19 protein-coding genes are annotated in these 20,741 nt (G+C 39.8%); 9 read left to right on the top strand and 10 right to left on the bottom strand.

Annotation, left to right across the window (positions count from 1 at the left end):
• Positions 1-42 precede the first annotated feature (42 nt).
• The gene (locus G6053_RS24910) at positions 43-2,862 is read right to left on the bottom strand and encodes a SusC/RagA family TonB-linked outer membrane protein (protein WP_165308904.1); all 2,820 of its coding nucleotides are present in this window, start codon (positions 2,860-2,862) and stop codon (positions 43-45) included.
• A gap of 61 nt (positions 2,863-2,923) precedes the next feature.
• Here G6053_RS24910 and G6053_RS24905 point away from each other — a divergent pair, with 61 nt between their 5' ends.
• The 5 genes from G6053_RS24905 to G6053_RS24885 all read left to right on the top strand — a co-directional run bounded on the left by G6053_RS24905 (position 2,924) and on the right by G6053_RS24885 (position 5,959).
• Complete coding sequence (locus G6053_RS24905; protein WP_165308903.1) at positions 2,924-3,205, top strand: helix-turn-helix domain-containing protein; 282 nt, start codon at positions 2,924-2,926, stop codon at positions 3,203-3,205.
• A complete protein-coding gene (gene tnpB, locus G6053_RS24900; protein ID WP_277603189.1) occupies positions 3,205-3,558 on the top strand; it encodes an IS66 family insertion sequence element accessory protein TnpB in 354 nt (117 codons plus the stop codon). Before G6053_RS24905 ends, tnpB begins: the two co-directional genes overlap by 1 nt.
• Before the next feature lie 35 nt (positions 3,559-3,593).
• Entirely contained in the window at positions 3,594-5,132 is a 1,539-nt protein-coding gene (locus G6053_RS24895; RefSeq protein WP_165308901.1) for an IS66 family transposase, read from the top strand.
• A gap of 99 nt (positions 5,133-5,231) precedes the next feature.
• Positions 5,232-5,642, top strand: a complete 411-nt coding sequence (locus G6053_RS24890; protein ID WP_165308900.1) for a hypothetical protein — start codon at positions 5,232-5,234, stop codon at positions 5,640-5,642.
• A complete protein-coding gene (locus tag G6053_RS24885; protein ID WP_165308899.1) occupies positions 5,639-5,959 on the top strand; it encodes a hypothetical protein in 321 nt (106 codons plus the stop codon). The genes G6053_RS24890 and G6053_RS24885 overlap by 4 nt, the downstream gene beginning before the upstream one ends.
• A 13-nt stretch (positions 5,960-5,972) precedes the next feature.
• Here the strand turns inward: G6053_RS24885 and istB are convergent, their stop codons facing one another.
• The 6 genes from istB to G6053_RS24855 form a co-directional block, all read right to left on the bottom strand.
• Entirely contained in the window at positions 5,973-6,689 is a 717-nt protein-coding gene (gene istB, locus G6053_RS24880) for an IS21-like element helper ATPase IstB (RefSeq protein ID WP_121127451.1), read from the bottom strand.
• A gap of 44 nt (positions 6,690-6,733) precedes the next feature.
• On the bottom strand, positions 6,734-8,311 hold the full coding sequence (gene istA, locus G6053_RS24875) for an IS21 family transposase (protein WP_241254831.1): 1,578 nt from the start codon (positions 8,309-8,311) through the stop codon (positions 6,734-6,736).
• Positions 8,312-8,913: 602 nt separating this feature from the next.
• Positions 8,914-9,441: a hypothetical protein gene (locus G6053_RS24870; RefSeq protein ID WP_165308898.1), complete on the bottom strand. Its 528-nt coding sequence runs from the start codon at positions 9,439-9,441 to the stop codon at positions 8,914-8,916.
• Between the two features lies 1 nt (position 9,442).
• Positions 9,443-10,438, bottom strand: a complete 996-nt coding sequence (locus G6053_RS24865) for an AAA family ATPase (RefSeq protein ID WP_165308897.1) — start codon at positions 10,436-10,438, stop codon at positions 9,443-9,445.
• 136 nt (positions 10,439-10,574) lie between these two features.
• Positions 10,575-10,964: a helix-turn-helix transcriptional regulator gene (locus G6053_RS24860; protein ID WP_165308896.1), complete on the bottom strand. Its 390-nt coding sequence runs from the start codon at positions 10,962-10,964 to the stop codon at positions 10,575-10,577.
• Positions 10,965-10,988: 24 nt separating this feature from the next.
• Positions 10,989-11,378, bottom strand: a complete 390-nt coding sequence (locus tag G6053_RS24855) for a helix-turn-helix transcriptional regulator (protein ID WP_165308895.1) — start codon at positions 11,376-11,378, stop codon at positions 10,989-10,991.
• A 514-nt stretch (positions 11,379-11,892) separates the two neighbouring features.
• On the opposite strand from G6053_RS24855, the gene G6053_RS24850 reads away from it, so the two are divergent.
• From G6053_RS24850 to G6053_RS24840, 3 genes are read left to right on the top strand one after another with little or no spacing between them, the layout of a single operon-like run.
• Positions 11,893-13,377, top strand: coding sequence for a redoxin domain-containing protein (locus G6053_RS24850; RefSeq protein WP_165308894.1), 1,485 nt, complete (start codon positions 11,893-11,895; stop codon positions 13,375-13,377).
• 20 nt (positions 13,378-13,397) lie between these two features.
• Positions 13,398-16,577: a SusC/RagA family TonB-linked outer membrane protein gene (locus G6053_RS24845; RefSeq protein WP_165308893.1), complete on the top strand. Its 3,180-nt coding sequence runs from the start codon at positions 13,398-13,400 to the stop codon at positions 16,575-16,577.
• Between the two features lie 11 nt (positions 16,578-16,588).
• Entirely contained in the window at positions 16,589-17,950 is a 1,362-nt protein-coding gene (locus G6053_RS24840; protein WP_165308892.1) for a RagB/SusD family nutrient uptake outer membrane protein, read from the top strand.
• A gap of 44 nt (positions 17,951-17,994) precedes the next feature.
• Here G6053_RS24840 and G6053_RS24835 read toward each other — a convergent pair whose 3' ends face one another.
• The 3 genes from G6053_RS24835 to G6053_RS24825 all read right to left on the bottom strand — a co-directional run bounded on the left by G6053_RS24835 (position 17,995) and on the right by G6053_RS24825 (position 20,205).
• Positions 17,995-18,336 (bottom strand): hypothetical protein, encoded by a 342-nt coding sequence (locus G6053_RS24835; RefSeq protein ID WP_165308891.1) that lies wholly within the window; start codon positions 18,334-18,336, stop codon positions 17,995-17,997.
• Positions 18,337-18,500: 164 nt separating this feature from the next.
• Positions 18,501-19,073 (bottom strand): MauE/DoxX family redox-associated membrane protein, encoded by a 573-nt coding sequence (locus G6053_RS24830; protein ID WP_165308890.1) that lies wholly within the window; start codon positions 19,071-19,073, stop codon positions 18,501-18,503.
• A gap of 157 nt (positions 19,074-19,230) precedes the next feature.
• Positions 19,231-20,205 (bottom strand): helix-turn-helix domain-containing protein, encoded by a 975-nt coding sequence (locus tag G6053_RS24825; protein WP_165308889.1) that lies wholly within the window; start codon positions 20,203-20,205, stop codon positions 19,231-19,233.
• Positions 20,206-20,535: 330 nt separating this feature from the next.
• Here G6053_RS24825 and G6053_RS30995 point away from each other — a divergent pair, with 330 nt between their 5' ends.
• Positions 20,536-20,661 (top strand): hypothetical protein, encoded by a 126-nt coding sequence (locus G6053_RS30995; RefSeq protein WP_277603188.1) that lies wholly within the window; start codon positions 20,536-20,538, stop codon positions 20,659-20,661.
• The last annotated feature ends 80 nt before the right edge of the window (positions 20,662-20,741 follow it).

The raw sequence follows: 20,741 nt of genomic DNA, 5'->3' as shown, positions 1-20,741 counted from the left end.
ATTTATTAATAAATAATCAATAAATTATTTAAGCTCACTGGTTTAAAAGGTCGCATTAAGGGTGAAAGTTGGTTTTAAGGAATAAGGATATTGAGTACCGCGTTCCATCTGAATATTTGACCAATAAAAAATATCACTCATTGTAGCTCCGATCGTTAACCGTTGTAGCCCCATTTTATTAATTAAATTTGTCGGACAGTCATAGAAGATATTAACATTATTAAGGGTAACGGTATTTTCAGTAAACACAAAACGATTGTTTGCCTGGGTATAATCAGTCGACAGTATACCTCTATAGCCAGTATTATCTCCAGGCTGAATCCAACGATGATCCAAGACACGTCTGTCTAAATTATCCCGTATGTAACCATTCTCAACACGATTCAATAATGTTTGATTAAGCTTTTTTCCGCCCAGTCTTATGGCAAAATTCACTGCCACATTTAACCCTTTCCAATGCAAATTAGTTCCTAATCTTCCATGAATTTTTGGTACAGAACTTCCTACAGCAATCTTATCCATATCACCGATCCCAGCTAGACCAGTTGATATCTGGCCTTTACTGTTTTTATATAATACTTCGCCGGTCATGATATCTACTCCGGGAGAGTTCAGCACATAAATTGTATTTACGGATTTTCCTTCCCGATATTCAGGTATGCTATTGAAAGATAAGTTTTGGCCTTCTAATAGAGCATTTGCTTCTTTTATTGCGCTAGAAAGTTTTACGAGGACATTATCATTGTGATATAATCCGGAGGTAATTGCCCAATTCATATCACGCGCTTTATCTTTCCAGAACACATAAGTGGCCATTAAATCATAACCAGTGTTTCTGATGGTACCTATATTGGCTTTATAACTTGCAAACCCATTTGAATATCTTAAATTGGCATCGCTCACTAGATTTGTTGTATTTTTATAATAATAGTTGGCAACAATATTTAGTCTATTATTTAAAGTCTGAAGTTCGAGCCCGAAATTATGTTCTTTCGTGTTCTGCCATTGCAGGTCTGGATTTCCAAAGGTCTGCACGGTAAGGGGGCGGATATTTCGATAAAAATCATTATTCGAAAGCTGATACTGATAAATTGTCATCGCATCATAGGGCTGAAAATTCATTGATCCTGTGACTCCATACGAATAACGCAATCTCATCACATTAATAAATTTCAGATTTTTAGCAAAAAATTCCTCATTGCTTGCCGTCCAGCCGAGTCCTAAAGACCAAAATGGAGCCCACCTACTTTGGTTTCCAAATGAAGAAGCAGCATCCCTCCGATAAGAAAATTCTGTATAATAGCGATTATCATAATTATAGTTTGCCATCCCAGAAAGCCCAATTGTACGAACGGTTGTTTCTCTGGTATTCGGTCTGTCTTGCGCATAAGACAGAGCTTGTGAGATATCCGTCATCTGATCATTCAAAAAGCCTTTTGCTATGACTGTAGAATTAAAAGTTTTAGTCTCAATGACCTGAGTATTCAGACCGAAATAAAGATTATGTCTGCCTAAAACTTTACCGTAGGTCAGGGATGAACCAAATTGGTAATTTTGCCTTTTATTATTACCTTTGGTATACCATCCTTTTTCTTCGATAGAAGTTTTATCAAATTCATTTGTGCTATTTGGAGATTGATAAAGATCATTCTCACCGGCTTGATAAGAAAAACCAATATTTGAGGACCAACGTAGACCGTTTATTATCTCCCAATTAAAATTTGTTGAATTTCGTATGTTATGATATTGGTCAGTGGAAAAATCCGTTGTATGTACTGCTAAAAGAGGATTTCTTTTATATTGTGTTCCAAGAGGAAAAGTTTTCACCAGATTACCATTTTCATCAAATGGCTCCCAATATGGATTGAGTTTCACGTATTCGTCATATACGCCATATGGGCTATTTGCTGCGTTATTAAATCCTATTGTCGTAATATTAGACAGTTGAAACCTGTTGCCGATATAATTAAATGTAATTCCGCCATTAAAATTGTTTCGCTCAGAGCCTTTCATAGCGCCTTTGATCTGATTGTATGATGCATCTATTATGTACCTGAACTTTTGGTCCCCGCCTGTTATATCCAATTTATGATACTGGCCGATACCCGTTTGCACAGGCATACCTTTCCAATCTGTATTTACTCCTCTGGCAACAGCCGCTGAATTCAAATCGTATTGGGCCTTAGAAACTGGATCATTCATTTTGTAATAACCGGATCTTACTTCGAGATCAAATTTTTCAGCCGCCGAAAGCAGATTATAAGTTGATACATCTGGTAATTCCAAGTTGAGTCCGCCGGAATAATTAATTCTTAAAGTTCCAGGCGCTGGGATCGAAGATGTTATTACAACAACACCATTGGCTCCGCGGGAACCATAAAGTGCCTTTGCACTAGCATCTTTCAAAATAGTTACGCTTTCAACATCAACCTGGTTCATATCCATAACCCGCTGAATACTAACCTCAAAACCATCCAAAATAAACAAAGGTAGGTTCATGCCATTTCTATTGCGTACACTGTTGCGCAGATCATTTACACTGCTAATAGTAGTAGTTCCCCGAATCTCTATGTCAGGAATCTGATTTGGATCAGAACCAAAATCGTTCATTTCCAAAATATCAAATGAGGGATCAAGATTGCCCAAAGTTTTCAGGAGATTTCTATTTCCCGCCATTTTGATATCTTGCTTAGTAAATTTTGTTGCTGATCCGGTAAAACTTTCTTTTGGACGGTCAAATATTCCCGTTACAACTACGTCGTCAAAAGTGTTCACCTTTAATTTAAGCTTAACATCATAATAGTTTTGAGCGGGTTTTATTTCAACTTTTTCCTCTTCATAACTGAGGTGGGACACATGCATAATGTATCCGCCCGACCAAGTGCATATTTTTTGAGCGAGCTATAATGCAGAGCTTTGCTGTATGAGCAAAGAAGAAAAAAGATTACAGATGCTTTCGATGATATCGGACTGGCAACAGAGCGGAAAAAGCAAGAAAGCTTACTGCGCGGAAAATGGGATCAACGAAGCCACCTTTTATTACTGGTTTTCGCGCAGTAAAGAAAACAATATGACTAGCGGAAGCTTTATAACAATTGATAAGGACAACAGAAAGAACGATGTTGAAGTTATTTATCCCAATGGGGTACGTATAAAGATCGAAAATGATCTTGCCCTTCTCTCGCAGCTGATCCGTCTGTACTAATGTTTTCGTTAGGGTCTTCTCATCGTTTCTATCTCTACGACGGCCACTGCGACATGCGCAAGAGTTTCGACGGTCTTTGCGGCCTGGTCATTTCGGTGATGCAGCGCCAGCCGACCAGCGGTGAGGTATTTGTGTTTTTGAACCGTAGCCGTACCCATATCAAACTTCTGCACTGGGAACACGGGGGCTTTGTCCTTTATTACAAACGACTGGAGCAGGGTACTTTTGGTACATCTGCACTTAAGAATGGTGAACTGTCATGGAGCGATCTGGTATTGCTCATCGAGGGCGTCCAGGTTGTAAAAAGTATACAGAAAAAACGTTATTCATTGCCACAAAAACAGCTTTTTTGATTGCACAAATGCAGGCAAATCCGTATCTTTAAGGTATGGAAACGGCACTGGAAAACCTCTCAAGGAGTGAACTTCTCAAGCTGGCAAGGAAGAAGCTTGCCAGAGAAAGTGCCCATCTCCATCATGCAAAGGAACAACAGGCAGAAATCGACCGTCTTACCTTGGAACGGGACTATCTCAAGGCTCAGGTAGAGATGTTCCAACGGATGCAGTACGGACAGAAAAGAGAGCGTTTCCAAGGCGATCCTAACCAGACGCTGCTCCCCTTTGAGGCTGAAGCTGCCGACATAGAACAGCAAGAGGAAGAAACCAGAGAAAAGATTGAATACATCCGTGCACGCCCGAACCATAAAGGACGTGCAAAGTTGCCCGAACATCTCCCTGTAGAAGAAATCGAGATCCATCCCGAAGCAGACCTGTCGAATATGGTATGTATCGGAAAGGAAATTACGGAGGAACTGGAATGCGAACCGGCCAGGTTCTATATCAAACGCTATATCCGTTATAAATATGCGGCTAAAAACGGAGAAGGCGTCAAGATCGGAGAACTGCCCGAGCGTGTCATCGACAAGGGCATTCCCGGAGCAGGTCTGCTGGCGATGATCCTGACCGATAAATACATGGACCACCTACCATTATACCGGCAGAAGCAACGCTTTTTAAGAGAAAACATACAGATCCCTTCCTCTACCATCGAGGGCTGGACAAAAGAAGCCCTTATCAAACTCGAACCACTCTATGATCAACTGGTCTTCGATATAAAATCACAAGGTTATTTACAGGTCGATGAGACCCCTATAAAAGTACTGGACAGCGATAAAAAGGGCGCTGCCCATCGGGGGTATTATTGGGTATACCATGCACCTGTGGACGGCACCGTGCTGTTCGACTATAGTCCAACCCGTGGGAGCAGCGCGCCCCTGCCTATACTGGGAACCTTTAAAGGTTATCTGCAGACGGACGGCTATGCGGTCTACGAGAATTACGGCAAGAAAAAAGATGTCACCCATCTTGCCTGCTGGGCACATGCCCGACGTGAGTTCGAGCGCGCGCTGAACAACGATGCGCCGCGGTCCCAAAAGGCGCTGACCTATATCCAGAAATTATATGAAACAGAAAGAAAGGCCAAAGAGATGGGGCTGGATACTGCAAAGGTCAAAGAACTGCGCTTAAAGGAAGCTTTTCCGGTGATCAATGAAATGGGAATGTGGATCGCAAAGGAAATAAAGAATACTTTACCCAAGAGCCAGATCGGCAAAGCGATGGATTATGCAGCCGACAGATGGGATCCGCTGACCGAATACCTAAAAGACGGAAGTCTGAAAATCGACAACAATAGCATCGAAAATGCGATAAGACCCGTTGCACTGGGACGCAAAAACTATCTCTTCGCGGGAAGCCATGAGGCAGCTCAGCGGTCGGCAATGATATACTCGTTCTTTGCGATCTGCAAAAAACATGATGTAAACCCATATCAATGGCTAAAGCAAACTTTGCTCAACATAGCATCCACCAATCATAAAAATATAAGGGATCTCTATCCGCAGAACTTTAAGAAATCAACAGAACTGTAGTTCATAGGGCGGATACGCTACCATCATCGAGAAATTCATTGATCGGGACTAGCTACAGATCATAAAAATCTAATTATAAATCAAAATAAAACTAAAAAAATGAAATCATTAAAAGAAATTACATCTGTAGACAAAGGACATGTACTGGCGGGACTATTTCCTGAATTATTTAAAGAATGGGTGGATTTTATAAGAACGGAAACCAGATATTTTAGAAATAAGGAAGATTATTACCGAAATAATTGGCAAAGTAAAACTTTTATAGCGGTCGGTTTTTGGTACAAGCTGGTCACTGATATTGAACATCTATTGAGAAAATTTAATGTCGCATTATACCGTAATCCAAAGGTCTTTGCGGATCAATTGTTTAATGGATTTTTTGCTGTATTTACTTCAAATTGTTTGATTCATTATGCCGAAAGTGAGCGTTGTAGTCTAGAAGCTAGACTAGCGATTCACTTACTTTTTGTGCAGGAAAAAAATGTAGAACATAGAATCTTTAAACCATGAGAACTTTGATTTTTAGTATAGATAGTGTATTATTCGGTTTAGAAAATACAAGAGGACCAATAGAACTGGTGCAATTTGCTAATCGCCTAGCGTCCCATGAAGGTATTCCGTGGTTCAACAGGATGGCTAGTATAGAATTTAATAGTCCAAATATCAACAAGGTGCTTCCTGGTGGAGTGCCTACTGATAACACCCTTGTAATAGGACAAGAGAGGGGTGGATATTTGGATCTTTATCTTTGTGGATATAATGTTGATGTTGACCCCTCCGCTGGACATATTGACCCCTCTAACGAGTTAGTATCTCAGTCCAACTGATGACCTGACAATATTACTTCTTTTTTCTTAGACTTTCGCCTTTAAGTTCTATTCTGTAAGATCCATGGATCAGTCTATCGAGTATTGCGTCTGCAATTGTATCTTCACCGATTACATCATACCAACTGGCCACAGGTAGCTGACTGGCAATTATTGTCGAGGCTTTAGCGTGTCTATCTTCAATTATTTCCATCAGATCCAGCCTTTGCTGCTGGTCCAGATTTACCAGGCCAAAGTCATCGACAATAAGCAGGTCTGTTTTTGATATCCTGTCCATCAGCTTATGCAGTGTACCTTCCAGGCGGGCCATTTTAGTCTTTAGGAGTAGTTTTTGCAGGTTAAAGTACAGGACTTTATACCCTTGGGCACAGGCATGATGGCCCAATGCTGAAGAGAGGAAGCTCTTCCCACAGCCCGTAGCACCGCTGATGAGTATCGGATCTCCTTTTTTGATGTACTCGCCGGTAGCCAGCGTAGTGATCAATCCCTTGTCCAAACCTCTGGTAGCGACCATGTTTATCTCCTCTATCGAAGCCTGATAGCGGAACCCGGCATTCTGTTTGAGGCGCTCAAACCTTTTTTCATCCCTTTCATCTGATTCTGCCTGCAGCAATAGGGACAGTCCTTCGGAAAGGGTGAGTTCTGTACTGCGACGGGTTTCATTCAATGCTTTCCAATTACGCTCCATACCATGTAAGCGTAACGCTCTCATCTGTGTTTCAATATTCATCTTATTTTATTATTTGTTTATTTTATTCTGTTCATTCCTGCCCATCACAATATTGCGGGTCCATCGTTTGACTGATCAAACAGTGTCGGCTGGCTGCCTGCATAATACGCTCTTCCCCTGATATTGGCATGCTCCGGCAGGGAGCTTTTTACGGAAGTTTCTTCCTGATTGTTTGCTGTTCCGTTTTCAAGTACATTCCTAAAGTAGTAGTAGGTATATAGTTTATTTTTTAGTACGTAACTACATGCTTTGTCAAATTCTTCTGCCGGGAAGTCCCGTTTTAGCCTGAACAGTCCGTCACAGGTACGGAATAACTGCTCGGGATAATGCGCCCGCTCAAAGAGTATCTCCAGAAGTTTGGCGAACTCTGCAGAGTGTGCTTTTGCCCTTGTCAGGTACGTTTCATGCGAGCGGTTCTTATACGCCTGATGTTCGGACTTTAAATGTGTCGCCAGAGTGGTGTACGCATTTTCCCTGTAACTGCGTATGTGCGCGGCAATCTGTTTGCCCCGACAATAGATCGAGAGCATATTACGTGTGTAAATGATCTTTACCTTTGTTCCGATATAAGCGAAGGGTACGCTGTAATAGTGTTTATTGCGCTGCAGATAGATATGTCCGTTATCTCCAACTTTGAGTTCAGCGTAGCTCTTCAGCTCGAAGCGTTCTTTGGGAAGTTCGCCCAATGTTGATTTTTCGGAACTTAAGAACCGCTCTTCCCGGCAGTATGGCTTTTGCTGCATCCGGGTCTGGTTGTGCTTTAACATACAGACCTTTATAGCTTCATTGAGCGTATGGATATCAAAGAACTGCCTGTTTCTCAGTGGTGCAAAAACACGGGTATAGATCATTTTTACCTGATTTTCTACCAATGATTTGTCTTTTGGGCGGCCTGCACGCGCCGGAACCACAGCTGTGCCGTAGTGATTGGCAAAGTCTTCCATGGACTGGTTCAGGACCGGCTCATATTTATCGGCCTTGATGACAGCTGCTTTGAGATTGTCGGGGACAATGGCCTTTGGCACACCGCCAAGGGACTCCAGGCAGCTGCTCAGTGCATAAAAAAAGTCGGGGGTCTGCTGAGATGGTACAGCGATGGCAAATGCATAGTCTGAAAAGGGCAGGCAGGCCACAAATACCTCACAGGCGACCAGCTCCCCGGTGGACCTGTCAATATAATGGAGCTTTTTTCCGGAAAAGTCAATATATAGTTTATCACCGGCGGTATGTTCAATCACCATGCTGCCCTTGCGCGAGATAAGCTGTTGCCTTAAATGATAGTTGAACTGTGGATAGCTATAACCCGTGGGATCACTTTCTATATATTCCTGCCAGAGCAGCAGTTTGGTAACTCCGGTACGTTTAAGTTCTTTTTCATAATAGTCAAGACGGCTTTTTAGGTACTCAAACTTGTCCGCCTTGTAAGCAGGATTCCCTGCGTGGAACGACTTTTCCAACAGGGGATCCTCCTGTTTAAGAAGTTCTTCTGTATTGAAACCGCCGTCGGCCATCTTTTTAAGATAGGACTTCACCGTATTCTTGCTCATACCAAGGATGCGGGCGATTGTTTTTATTCCGCTACCGCTCTGGTACAATCTGATTAATTGCTTTATCTGACTCATTCGTTTTGGTTTTCCAGCCATCAGTGATCCGAATTGTTTGATCACTAAGTAACAAAAACTACTTGCTAAGGGGTCAGCATGCTCCAGCGCAATGAACTGAAAAATGAATTAGGGGGTCAACATCAGCCAGTATGGCAGTTGAATAACAGCTTTAAACGCACTACGCATCCCTAAATCTAATTCAATTTTGAGGGGTCAGCTTGTTCAAGTATATCCATCTTTGCATCAGAAGTGGAAGAAATTGTTGTAGAATTGCCACAGCACATTTTCCTGATGGTGAAATATATATCCATGACGAATACTATCATACAATATTTTTGGATAAACTCACAGAGGACGAAATTAAAAGCCTTTTGAACTATATACATAAAAATATTGATTTGACACATCCGAAGCCAGCCACTCGGGGATACTAAGCTTCTGTAATATGTGAATGGTTTTTATTGCCATTCACATAATCATTAAAAAAGGCCCCTGCACTTTCGCACAGAGACCTAGGTTCTCATATCTTTATTTTGTTACAAATAGCAAAAATTAATTCAATCACTTTTCTTGTTGGTAAAAGTAAACCCAAAATCGATAATAACCAAATTTTTGCCACTCTAAATTTCCTTCAGTTCCTCGATATTGGTATCATAATTTTTATCTTTCAAATATGCTATCCAACTGCTGAGCATTATAAATTCTTGATTTCCTGCAGAAAGTAAATCTTTAAAAAGTTGTTTAAACCTTTTGTCGAATTTACTACTTACGCTTTTAGAGGTCTTCTTTAAATCATTAAAATCTTGGGGAAGATCATAATCCTCTAAACTGAGATTGCAATCTTCGACCGCAGCCAAAATAAATTTTTCTATTGCTGGAAAAATCTGAACTATATAGTGATGTCTTGTCTTGTGTTTATGTAATGTGAGTGTACCATATGAATGAACCTCATCAAATTCGTTTAAATAGTCCAGTTGTAGTTTGTCTTTATCAATGATGCCAACAGCAAAATCGTCAGTGAATTTCTCCTTCATCACTTTTGCTACTGTACCACAACCTTTCTGATGATTGAATCCCTTACCTGTGGGAACAAGAGTCTCGATCAAATTTGTGTCAACAAAACATTCTGGTATAATATGTAAATCCATACTAAATATAACTTTCGCTGTTAGTGAAAAGATCTACCCCAGATTGAAATATTTCATGTAGCTCTTTTTCAGATAATTGTCTTAAATTTGTTTTATGGTTTTCGTAATTGACCATGTAAACCGCTAAATCCTCTCTACAATTTTCTAGAAAATCATTCAAAATAAAAGGGCTATGTGTAGCTATGAAATATTGATTATTTTTTTTGTGGATTATCTCCTGAGTAACGTGGGAGATATATGGAGGAAATGAATGAGCTTCAGGTTCTTCAAATAGTAGAACAGCATCTTCATTACTTACCACTGCCGTTTTAAAGAAAATAATGCGCTGTAAAGTATCTGCAATAGAATTATATGGCACTAAGAATATTTCGCTCTGGTCTTCCTCCGATTGCATAATCCTTAATGTCTGCGCGGCTCTGTCAAAGACTAAGTTTAATCTGTAATCTGAAAATAATGCTGAGATTTCTTTCTTAAGCTTTTCATCCTGTTCAATCATAGCAAAAAGGTTTACTCCAAACGGGGGGAGTAAATGTCTACTACGAAGTTTCTTTTGTTGAATATTAGACTGAAAGGAATACTTCCTTATATTTGGATATAAATCGTCTCCTTTTTTAAATTTTACATTTAATTTTTCGTCGATCTGATAGACCCCCAAATTGACAGTCGTATCAATTTTAGCTTGAAGTCCGGATGATTTTTCGAAAGAAAATAAAACATAACCTAAATTGGTCTCAATTCTGGCTGGTTCAGAATAGCTTCCGCTATAGAAAAGTTCAGTTTCATTCTCCAAACGAATTAACTGATTCAAGTTTTTCGAAGAATTGTCTTTCAGGAATGGAATCGTAAAAGATGACAATGCTTCTAAAATATTAGATTTGCCAACATTTGGACGTCCAATCAATAAATTAATCCTTTTACAACCTGAAATTGAACAGTCTTTAAGGGATTTGAAATTAGTTATATGAATATTTTCTATAAAATGCTGCATTGGTTCCATATTTGAAAAGTTATTTTTTCGCTATATTTTGCTTAACAAGCTCTAATAAATCCCTACGTGCTGCTTCAAGTTGTTTTTCAAACATTTCAATTTTTTCACGTTCACTAGCAAAGAGTCTTTGTCAAGCTCTTCATAATCATTTACTTTCTTTCAAAGCCTGAATAATTTCGTCCTTAAGAGTTTGAAACTTTCGTTCATAGAGTTCGATTACCTTATCAACAGGTTCATTAATAATAGTATTAATATTGGTATTCACAGAATGACTTCCCTCATAGAAATTAGCTGTGCAGTAAAGTATAGATTCTTCGTTAAATTTCTTTAATCCATCTGGAATTACTCCCAATGCATTTGCTATTTCCGATAGCCTCTCGTCGTCGATACTTTCAGCTTGTTCTATCTTGCTGACTGCTTGCTTACTTATTCCGCCCAATTTTTCACCTAATTGTGTTTGAGTCATACCTCGCAAGCTACGTATGCGTTCGATCTTCCTTCCGATATGAACTTTTGGTTGCTCTAATGCACTCATGATTTCAGATTTAAAATGAAACTATTATTTAATTCTTGCTTTTTCTTGTTCCAAAAAATTAAGGAGGCGGTCATATAACTCTACGATTTTCTCATTAGGTTCACTATACGTAATTGTAGAAGAGCCTGCCTGATAGGTATTGTCATGTATATCGTTGTAATGATTGATATTATATATCACTGCCCTTTCATCAAATTCTTTTATTATTTCCACCGTTACTCCTAATAAATCAGCAATCTGCTCTAGAACTTCCTCAGGAACGTCTTCCTGTTTTTCAAGTTCCGACAATTGTTGTTGCTGCCAACCTAATTCGGCGGCCAATGTAGCCTGTTTAATTCCTCTAAAGGCTCTTATCCTAGCTATGTTTCTACCTAAATGATTTTTTTTAGGTTTGACTTTGATTTTCGATTCCATACTTTCTTCTTTAGATATTCCAAATATAGTAAAAGTCAAACAAAATAAGGTAAAGGTCAACCATAAATTTTTCCTAAGAATTGCTAATTCTTGTAATTTGCATTTATACTAATTTATGAAGAAATGGTAAAAAAAATATTATTTAAGAACCTCATTTCAGCCCCGGAGTAGCTCTAGAGGCGAAAAGTCTATACGACTTTTTTAATCGTAAAGAGCGTGACGACCCTACTACATACCTTGGAAACTAACCATTCAAACGCCCTTCGATTTTTTATTAACCTTATTATTTATTAGTGACCTAAGCTAGGCTTAGCAGAAAAAGCGATGCGTTTGTAAGTATCAAATGGGATTCTAATCCAAGCAGGTCACAGCCCTATTAACACCTTTAAAAATGACTCATTTTTACAAGGCTGGGAGTGAACTGCCTCGTGGTACTAAATGCTCCTGTCCACAACAAACAAAATCGCGCTGCTTAAAATTGCTAATCCTTATCTGGGGTATTGTAATGTTTTCTATGTTTAGTTTATCAGCTCAGACGCCCCGTCAGGACAGCGGGGCTGATGGGCTACTTTCAAGATCAGCAATTAAAAAACTGAATCTTTTAATCGCTTTATGTTCATTGTGCTTTCCAACTATGCTAAAGGCACAATTTTATACTCCCGATTCGAGTTCTTTATATGTAGGCGATAAAGTGCCGGAAAACTTCTATACAACAAAGTATAAGTTATTTGACCTTAAATCTAAAGCTGAATCAATCGGTGATCTGAGTGCCGATTATGACAAGTTAATCGTATTGGACTTTTGGGCCAACTGGTGTAAGCCTTGTCTGTACTACCTGATGAAAATGGATTCCATCTCCAGAGAATTGGATCCGTCCAAAGTAACGATTATCCCTGTTACTTATCAGTCTAGTAAAGATCTGATCAAAATAGCCGAGCGTTTTGGTTGGAACTATCGGTCCATTACCGAGGATACGGTATTGGCCAAAATGTTTCCGCACCAAAACCTACCGCATATGATCTGGATCTACAGAGGTAAGGTGGTCGCTAAGCCCAAATCAGATTATGTCTCCAAGGAGAATATTGCATCGATCCTACATGAAGATATGCCCAAGATGGTGCAGAATAATGCCATCAAAGCGGTAGATCCAAACAAGTCCTTGTTTACAGCTGATAATGGTAAAGCAGGTCTTTTGGTAGATCAAAAGGGCTTTAAGATGGCTGGTTTTGTGGATCAATATTTTACGGTTCCCCTGACTATTTACCGTGGCAGGGATAGTATGTTGATCTATTCAATCAATAATCCATTGGACCAGCTTATTTATCAGGCTTTCTGTCAGGATGTCTTCCAGCTATTTGATATTACATCGGCCTTTCAGTGGAATGTATCGCCATCTATCCTGCAAAAGCAATCTTTTCATGAGCCTGTACCAAGCTATCAAGGCGACTATGCACAGGACTTGAAAGTAAAGGATTGGATGTTGTACAATTACTATAGCTATGCCCTACAACTACCGGCATCGCATACTGATGCTGACGCTATGCATCTCTTACAGCAAAGGCTTCAAAAGGCAATACTTGCTCATTTTGGGTTAAAAGTAGAGCTTGTTCGCGGTCCTCGAAAGCGGTACGCTGCACTGCAAAGAAATCGGCCATTATCGGTCGTAAAACAGCTATTGCGGCAGCCCTTATCGGCAAAGCAATCTGCCGATACTGTACAGGCAAAGGTTGCCTTTTTTGATCAGCCACATTTTCAGCTATTTGTTTCTGCACCGCTCAGAAATATGAAACAACTCAAGCTAGATGAAAATGCTGTCATTAACGAAACGGATATACCAAACGATTTCATAGCATCTTTTGCATTCCCTAAATCTATGCGACAGGCAACGGAGCTACAATCTGTACAACAGGAACTGAAACGCTACGGTATGAAAATCGTTATCATGGATCGAAAAGTACCCATGCTACGCGTTTCGCAAGTCAAAAAAATCAATCGTTAATCCTTAATCTTTGCTAGAAAATGAAACGTATCATTTTACTCTATATCTATCTCTTCCCAGCACTATTATGTGCACAATATCGGGTCACCGGGATAGTATCCGATAGTATCGGAACCCCCTTAGAAAAGGTATCAATTGTGTTGTTGCCCCAGGGGCTGCAGCAATCGAGCGCAAAGGATGGTTCCTTTGCTTTCCTCCTGGGCAGTAATACCCGTATCCAATTTAGTATGGTTGGGTATGAACGCAAGGTAATAGAACTGGATAAGGGGCGGAACCAGCATATTAACGTTGTGCTGTCCGCTAGTCAACAAAAATTGGACGAGGTATTGGTTAATACGGGTTATTACAAGGTGGACAAAAGTCGTGTAACAGGTTCGTTTAATGCCATTGACAATAAACAACTGCAGTTTAATCCCAATGGTAACATCATTGAACGACTTGAAGGGATTACCCCAAGCCTCCAGTTCGATCGGAAGTTTAACGTCAATGAAAATGTGGGCGAACCCGCATTACGACTTCGGGGGCTGAGTTCCATTCAGTCCAGCACTGAGCCATTGATTATCCTCGATAATTTTCCATACAAAGGAAGTATCAATACGATCAATCCTGATGACATTGAAAGTATCACAATATTAAAAGATGCCGCTGCCGCCAGTATATGGGGGGCACGTGCCGGTAACGGAGTGATTGTGCTTACAACAAAAAAAGGACGGGCAGGCGATGCCATAAAAGTAAGCTTCGGTACTCAGCTTGTCCTGTCCGATCGGCCCGACCTTTTTTACAATCTCAATTTTCTTGATTCCAAAAGCATGATGGAGATCGAAAAAACATTGTTCGACCGGAGTTATTATAAGAAAGCCAATCAGACAATGCTGCCCGATTATGTCTCGCTCTTGTTCAAATTGAAGGAAAATAAGATCGATCAGACCGAATTTGACCAGATTAAAAACCGTATGGAAATGCAGGATATTCGGCAGGAAGCCAGAGAGGAACTGTATCGTCAGGCAGTAACGCAGCGTTACAACCTAATGCTTTCCGGTGGTTCTACCAAAAACCGTTTTGTGCTTTCGGGGAGTTTCAATAAGGATCTACTGAATGTAATTGGCAATAAAGCACAGCGTTACACGCTGCGTGGAGCCAATGAGCTTAAATTAACATCCCAGCTAACACTGAATACCGAAGTGCAGGTTGCAAGGTTAGACAATGTCAATAATGGTTATAACCTGACGAATCTGAACGGAACAAGAACCTTATCTCCATATACTTTTCTGCGTAATGTGGATGGCACTGCGGCTTCAACTAACTATAAATATCTACGGGAATATGTAGAACAGGCTGAAAGCACAGGCTTGCTCAATTGGGATTTTAAGCCATTGGAAGACCGTGAGCTCTTAAATAAATCAAACCAAAGCAAGAATCTGTTGCTCGCGGCCGGATTAAATTATAGGTTGCTTGACGGATTGTCTCTGGATTTCAAATATCAATACCAGAATATAAGCAACAGCTCGCAGAATTGGTACGATAAGGACAGTTATTATGTACGTAACCTTGTCAACCAATACACGCAGACGGATATGACGCGGATCATCCCATACAGTGGTATATTGGAAGGTGGTACCAACCGTAATATTGTTAATCATAATTTTCGTTTGCAAGGAAATTATCAGAAAAAGTTTGCTACTAATTATGAACTCAGCGCATTGGCTGGAGCGGAGATCAGTGCCAACCTGACGAAAGATCTGCCTGGATTTCGTTTATTTGATTACAATAGGGATATATTGACGAATCAGATTGCTTTCGATTATACTAATCTGTACAAATTGCGACCAAACGGTTCGGCCCGTGTTCCTGTCCCGCCCAATAATATGCAGGATATCACCGAGCGATTCTTGTCCTATTTTGCAAATGCTTCATTAACCATACAAGACCGACATAGTTTCAGCGGCAGCGTACGTTGGGATGCCTCGAATATCTTTGGTGTAAAGACCAATCAAAAAGGTGTACCGTTATGGTCTTTGGGTGCCAAGGAAAAGCTAATTGCCTTTGACTTCCTTAAAAATAATTGGCTTTCGCAACTGGATGTTAGGGCTACCTATGGAGTCAATGGAAATATCAATGCCGCATTGAGTGCCCTGCCCTCGGCCTTCTTTAATAATTATGATCTGATGACCGGTTTGCCTTATAGTCAGCTCCGCAGTGCGGGTAACCCGAATCTTCGTTGGGAAAAAATAAAAATCTTAAATCTTGGACTAGACTTTGGCTTTTTGAAACAGCGACTAACTGGTTCGGTCGAGTATTTCCATAAAAAAGGAACCGATCTCATCGGGCAGAAGCTATATGACCCCACCACAGGAATTAGTCCTGTAGACGGTACTTATTACATCGATAACTCAGTGAATTATGCCAACATGATCACCAAAGGTCTTGATTTCAATTTACGTGCTTTGCTATTGCAGGGTGATTTTAAATGGTCAGTCAATACACTATTGAGCTATACAAGCAATAAGGTGACGGATTACATGGCTGCTTCTCGGGTCTCGACTTCAAGCTATGTAACTAGTCCTGTTCCGACAGTAGGGAAGTCTCTTGATCAGCTTTACGCATGGAAATTTGGGGGGCTAAGTGCCGAAAATGGAATGATCTTGACGCCGAGCGGTGATCAGGATTACCTGCAATATATGAACAATGCGAAGATTGAAGACCTCGAATATGTAGGTCTCAGATTCCCACCCTGGCAGGGCAGTCTGATGCAGAGCTTTAATTATAAGGGCTTCGAACTTAATGCAAACATTGAGTTTAAAATGGGATTTTACCTCAGAAGAGCATCTATTGATTATAGCAAACTTTTTGCGAATGGTATTGGCAATCGTGACTATGAACGACGTTGGCAGAAAATAGGGGATGAGCAGTTTACGACGGTGCCTGCTATGCCAACAAACGTGGATAATAGAAGGGACGCGCTTTATGCAAACTCGATGGTATTGATTGAGAAAGGTGATTTTGTACGGCTTTCCAATATACAAATGGCTTATACCTTCAAATGGAGGAATGTAAAATCTGTTCAAACCCGGGTATTTGGCGCTATTAATAATTTAGGCATGCTGTATAGAGCGAACAAATCAGGATTGGATCCCGATTTTTATCAGGCTAATTATCCTAAACCAAGAACTTACACAATAGGCTTTCAACTTGATTTTTAAGAGCTAATAAGATGAAAACATTTCTATTATTTTTATGCAGCATGTTTCTGCTGGCATGTAATCCGGATTATCTGGATCTAAAACGGGACAAAAGTCAAACCGTCCCCACAACCTTGGATGATTTTGATGGGTTGCTAGGCAATTCAATGACAATGAACCAGTCTTCAGGTCATACATTAGGAATGATTAGTGGCGATGAGTACGAAGTTCATGATGCCTCCGTCGGTCTCGTGTCAAGAGATTTCGAAAGGGCTGCCTTTTTATGGCAACCTGATATATTTGGAAACGCAGAAAGCGAAGACTGGAACGGTGCATATCGTCGGATATTGTATTGTAATATTATTTTGGAAGGACTGCAAAAAGTTGCAAGAAATGAGACAAATAAAGTACGTTATGATCGTATTAAAGGTGAATGCTTGTTTCAACGATCTTTAATGTTTTTTAATTTGGCGATGCAATTTGCTGCATTACCCGCAGATAAGCAACGATCTATCTATGGAATTCCGCTGCGTACAGAAAGTGACCCTGAGCAAAAAAATGCAAGAAATACTGTTCAGGAAACTTATGATAGGATAATAGCAGATCTGTTGGAGGCAGAATCGCTTTTGCCACAGGAAGGACTTTCGATTTATAGAGCTGATAAAGTTGCCGTACAGGCCTTGCTTGCCAGAGTTTATCTCGTTCTTGAAGATTACAATAGTGCTTCTGCCTATTCCATGAAGACGATTCAGGCTGATCATACCTTATTAAATTACAATAGCCTTGACCCGAATTTGAATTTTCCATTTCCATCCTATGGATCCGGAAATACGGAAATATTATTTTATGATATGCCAGACTATGCCGAACTGATAAGCGAAACGTATGCAAAAATTCCGGATGTCTTTTATAATTTATATGATCAAAATGATCTGAGAAAAACCCTGTTTTTTAGATCGGAGGATCCGGAGAAAATAACGTTCAGAGGCACATATGGTGGGAATTACGTGGATTTTTCGGGATTATCCCTAGATGAGTCTTACCTTACGCTGGCCGAATGTTTAGTCAGGCAAGGGGAGATAAATCAAGGCATGTCATACCTCAAAAGGTTGCTGACAAGTAGGTTTAAGCGAGAGAGTGCTGTGTCCATTCCAGTATTGAACCAGGAGGAGGCATTAAAATTTGTGCTTAATGAACGCAAAAAAGAGTTGCTTTTTAGAGGAGTTAGGTGGATGGATCTTCGGAGATTAAATCTATCGAAAGAAACCGCAATTGTATTACATAGAAACTATGAAGGAAAGGAATATATCCTTAATCCTAATGATGTACGATATATTTTCCCAATTCCGCAGAGTGTGATGTTAAATTCAGATGTGATACAGATACCGCGTTAAACTTAAAAGGCCCTGCATATTGCAAGGCCTTTTTTTGTTTTTCATTAGGGCCTATAGGCTTTCTTTGCTATAGATACACCAGACTGCTGCAATGCTTCCTCGACGGTCATGTCGGTAAGATCATGATCGTTTGGATTATTGAATTGGACAGCACAACGTAGGGGTTTAACTGTCAAAACACAAGGACCACTACCTGTTGTCGGATCTGAAATCTCATCGCCCAATTGATCTTGATTGGGATCGGATGAAGAGTTAGTTGTTACTTCGATCCATGGAGTTGAGCTTTTCTTGCTCAATCCTGCTGAGGTCAATGTTGCCCCAGTTACACCTGCAACGGCCAAAGCTACTAAGGCCATTACATTAATTTTGAATTTTCTCATATGCATAGCATATCGATTTTTAGTATCTAAAAATTGAATTAGTTTTTCTCTTTTTGATCGGCAAATGAAGCTTGTCAGGGGCGAGAAGCCCTAAGTCTTTTGGCAGATGCGCCCTTCCGCCGAACCAGCCTAGGGTTCAGCTTCCGCTGTGGCAGATAGTGCTAATTTCTTTATGAACCTAACTTGGTCATCAATTTCTTTCGATGCGAAATCCTTATCTTTCTATCAAGTAGTAAGCTTAAAATACATGCAATTGTGATCAGGCCATTGACCCAAAGATGTGCTTTCCAGCTGATCGGAAACTCGAGTATACAATCGCAGGGAATACTGCCCCAGGTATTGCGCAAGGCAAGAATCACATAGCTTGAAAAGACAAGCATCAGCAAGAGCGATAACCAAAATCCTACTCTTTTTGTACCTTCAAAAATAAAGAGGATACCAGTGGCTAATTCCATAGCTGGCAGGATGTAAGACAGTACAATGCCATATTGATCGGCAAAAGGCTGCCTGATCATGGATGCTCTGAATTCAGCGTAGGTGAATACTTTTTTCGATCCGACATAGATCCATAGGCAGAGCAAAGCAAAAGTCAATATCTGCAAGACAAATTCCTGTGGATGCTTCCTAATGTACGAACCCGCCCCAACGAACTTTCGCCTCAACCAATTGCGAGCCCTTACGCCTTGTACTGTATCCGCTACTGCAAACTCATCATGCCGTATATATTTTCCGATTTGTTTCATCGCCGTTATTGTTGATCGCTTATTAAATTCTACAATGCTAAATTACTGCAAAACAGAGTTGAGCGTTAGGGCGAAAGGTAACTACAGGTTGGTGTAAAAGTAACTAGTGTTTAATTAATTGATCAGAAGAAAGGAGTTACGCTTTTTAAAATCACCACTATTGTTGTAATTTGAATTTTAGCGCGGTGAGATTTGTTCTTTTTTTAATAAAATTGTTCATTTCTGAAACGGCGCTAAAACCGCATTCTTCAGCAGTTGTCGCTAGTTTTTCATTTTCAACAATAACGGTTGCAATGTGTTCCAAAAGAATTTGGTGACGGTAATCGAGAAATTTACATCCATAAATTTTTTTATGCTCATTATTGAGATGCTGCCTAGTGACAGATAGGACATGGGCAATATCTGATAATTTTGCTTTAGCTCCTTGATGCAAAATGTTAATCTCTAATAAGTAGCGGGCCTGATCAATTCGACTTAAATTTGTTTGTTTTTCTTTTAATACTTTAAAACGGCTAAGTTGTATAAGGAAAATCAAATGTTTTAATAGCATATGTTCATTGTCAAGAATATTAGGATTAAGCTTGCTGAAAAGAAGACACAGTTGTCTTTTCGTAATATCGCCCACTCTAAAAGTAGTACTCTTTGCTGACTTTGATGCTTGTTCTTTTTTAGCAATCACTAAATGTTGTAAAAAGTCAAAATTACGGTTAGCAGGCGGTCTAAAAATGCCTGCATCCAAAATGAAACCAACTAAAATATGGTGGCCTTTAGGAACAGTTAAGGAATATTCTCCTTTGGCTAAATAAAGATAAACACCACGTTCTTCTACAAAGTCCATGACGAAATCTTGCCCATGATGAATTTGTTTTAAAGGAATATCACTAAGTAGGGTATAGTTAAGATGTAAATCACCTAATGCCGTAAATATTGGAATCGTTTCCTCATAGTCCATCCAAAATTCGTAATAATAGAGATAGCCATAGCGGCCGTCAAATGTTTGCTCACAAATACAGTTATTCCTCGATTCCCAATTATGTACTTGAGCATTTCGAATTGGATAGGCTACTGTTTGCTTTAACGAATCAACAAGTTTGTAATCCTGTGGTAAAGTGAAATCATAGCTCCTTTCCATATATAATAATTTAATGAGATTTTGGCTAACGCTTTGATTTACTGATTATTTTATTGAGATTGTGAGTGTACTAAAAAATATTTTTATGGCCAAAAATAAATGTGGAAAGGTTCTGTGAGTCTGTAAAATGGTTTTTAGACACTGTGAATTTTTGAAGATAGCAAAAATAGAGGTTCACAGGTTGGCTGAACCTATGTGTTCAAAAATGAATCTATTGTATTCTTTTTCTTTCAAATTAGCTCTGTGATCACACGCTTCAGGGCCCCAAAGCAAAGTGACCAAACAAGGCAGGTTTGGTGCTATTGTGGAACAAAAAAGATAATAAAGATAATGGAACAACTTTTTATTGATATGCAGCGATTGGCAGACCAGGCGCTCTATACATTTTCCAATTCGGAAACAATAAAGTTCATGATCGATTCTGCAGAAGAAAAATGTAGTCTATACTATCTGTAAAATACCAAGGGTGATCCGGACACCCTTTTTAGCATTTTAATTTATTTAAAAAATATGGATTCATTAACAAAAGTCTTAGT

Source organism: Sphingobacterium sp. DR205 (assembly GCF_011064245.1).
In the GTDB taxonomy this organism is placed as follows: domain Bacteria; phylum Bacteroidota; class Bacteroidia; order Sphingobacteriales; family Sphingobacteriaceae; genus Sphingobacterium; species Sphingobacterium athyrii.
Note: the sequence above shows the minus strand (reverse complement) of the source record. Positions and strands in the feature narration are given on the sequence as shown.